This window comes from Bartonella silvatica (genome assembly GCF_040545155.1).
Lineage (GTDB): Bacteria > Pseudomonadota > Alphaproteobacteria > Rhizobiales > Rhizobiaceae > Bartonella > Bartonella silvatica.
Window position 1 is genome coordinate 1 of the sequence record NZ_JBEPLI010000052.1, and the last position, 2,280, is coordinate 2,280.

General features: G+C 36.5%; 1 protein-coding gene and 1 pseudogene. Both read left to right on the forward strand.

Going from position 1 to position 2,280, the window contains the following annotated elements:
* A pseudogene (locus ABID23_RS07745) lies at nucleotides 1–1,155 on the forward strand (DUF3987 domain-containing protein); the annotation flags it as partial.
* Nucleotides 1,156–1,804: 649 nt separating this feature from the next.
* Nucleotides 1,805–2,280 (forward strand): restriction endonuclease (locus tag ABID23_RS07750; RefSeq protein WP_354190900.1); only part of this gene is annotated, 476 nt, incomplete at its 3' end.

A 2,280-nucleotide genomic window follows, 5' to 3' on the forward strand; every position in this document is an offset into this window, starting at 1 on the left:
AATGGTATAAAGACTGGTTAAAGCAGAAAGAAAAACAAGAAATTGAAGAGAGATTTGAAACTTTAGACAAACGAGAAAAGGAAAGGCAAGCCAATAAAGCGATAAGAAAAGGAGAGTGTGAAATCGCCCGTGCTCTTTTATATGAAACCCTCTCTAAAGACAATGCGCATGATGATGTCTCTCGTTTTATTGTCAATGATGTGACTGTTGAAAAGCTTGGAGAACTCTTAAAAGAAAACCCCCGTGGTCTCTTAATGGTGCGTGATGAATTGGCTGGTTTTTTAGCCAATCTAGAAAGAAAGGAATATCAATCAGACCGCGCCTTTTATTTAACAGCTTTTAATGGAGATGATCAATTTACCTATGACCGCATTGGGCGTGGAACCATTTTTATCCCCCATGTCACTTTATCCATGATTGGAGGCATTCAACCTTCACGCATTATTCCCCTTATTCAAGCCATACACAGTGGAATAAACGATGATGGGTTATTGCAACGTTTTCAAATGATTGTATGGCCCGATGAGACAAAAGATTGGAAATGGGTTGATAGACCGCCCAATCAAGAGGGGTGGCAAAAGTATGAAGGGGCATTTCGTTCTCTTTATGATAACCCCCTTGGTTCACCAGAACACCCTCTTGTGATGCGCTTTTCTGCTGAAGCTCAAGAGATCTTTCGTGAATGGATGCAAAAGATTTTTAAAGAAGCCAAAGAGAATAACCTTTCTGAAAGCTTACAAGCGCATCTTTTAAAAATGCCTAAGACCATAGCAAGCCTTGCGTTAATTTTTGAACTTCTTGACGGTGGTCGTTCAGAAATTGGACTCTATGCCATCACAACAGCGTTGCGTTGGACAAGTTATCTGTTAAGTCATGCCAAACGTCTTTATACAGCGCATGATACATTAATAGCAGAAAGTGCAAAATTAATTGTCGAGCGTTGTGATCATTTGCCCGATGCTTTTACCAGCAAGGGATATCTATAGACGATGTTGGCGTTCTTTAAAAGACAAGGAAACTGTGAAGCAAGCTTTAGAGCTTTTATGCTGTTCAAATCACCTTCGAAAAAAGTTGATAACACATCAAACAAGTGGACACCCTAGTGCCTATTATGAATGGCATCCTTTGGTCAAAGACAACAGCATAAAACAATAAAAAACGTCTTTTAAAACTTTCTACTCAAATAGGCAAAACTCTTTTTCCTGCCTTTGCTCCCAAATTTGGCGAGCAAACAAAGTCTTGATTTTCTAATAAATTATATTTAATGCCCTTCTCATCGAGTAACTTTTCTCTAAAAGCAAATGATCTGAACAGAAGAGTTTTGTCAGTTCCTTTTAGAGCCTATATTATTTTTTTAATGAGTAAAAATTAAAAACATTATATTTCAATAGGTTAGTATTTTAAAAACATAACTCATATCAAGAGTACAATCTTTAAAGATAACCATGATGCGAATTGATTAAAACTTGTCAGTTATGTGTCAGTAAATTGAACTGACAAAAGTGATTATTTTAGTGCTTCATAAAACCTATCAAAATAATCATTATAATATTTTAAAGCACATAGTGCATTTGTCTTGATTAACCCGTGAAACGAATAGCAAATTTTACTACTTTGCTGATCATTCCATGTCATAGGGTGTGGATAAACAACCTTTAAAAACCCCTTTTAAAAAAATTTATCCGTTTTTTCGCATTTTTCTGCATTTTTTTCACCATTTACTCAAAATGGATTTAAAAAGCTTCGTTTTGATTCTTTTGAAGAGAATTAAACCCCTCATACGAAAACGGAGCCCTGTTGTAATATGCATCACTTTAATAAGTCTGATAATGAACACGTCACTTTATGCTCTCTGTTGGAATATTATCGTCAAAAAGCTAAATCACCCCGTGAATTAGGAACCATGTTTGAAAACCTTGTCATGGCTTATTTGACAAAAGACCCTCTCCATTATGGGCGCTACGAAAAGGTAGAAACCTATTATGAATGGGCGCAAGAGCATGAAGGTTGGAATAAAAATGATATTGGTATTGATCTGGTTGCTAAGCTTCGCAATCAAGAGGGTTATGTCGCTATTCAATGTAAGTGTTATAAAGCAGATCATCAGATCAGTAAAAAGGATATTGATAGCTTTATCGCAGCCTCTGGAAAAGACATCTTTAAATATCGTCTTCTCGTTGATAGCACGGAAGTGGAATTAAGTGACAATGTGAATGCCATGATTAAAGGACAAGCGATCCCCGTTTATCGCATTGACCTTCGTCATATGGAAAACAGTCG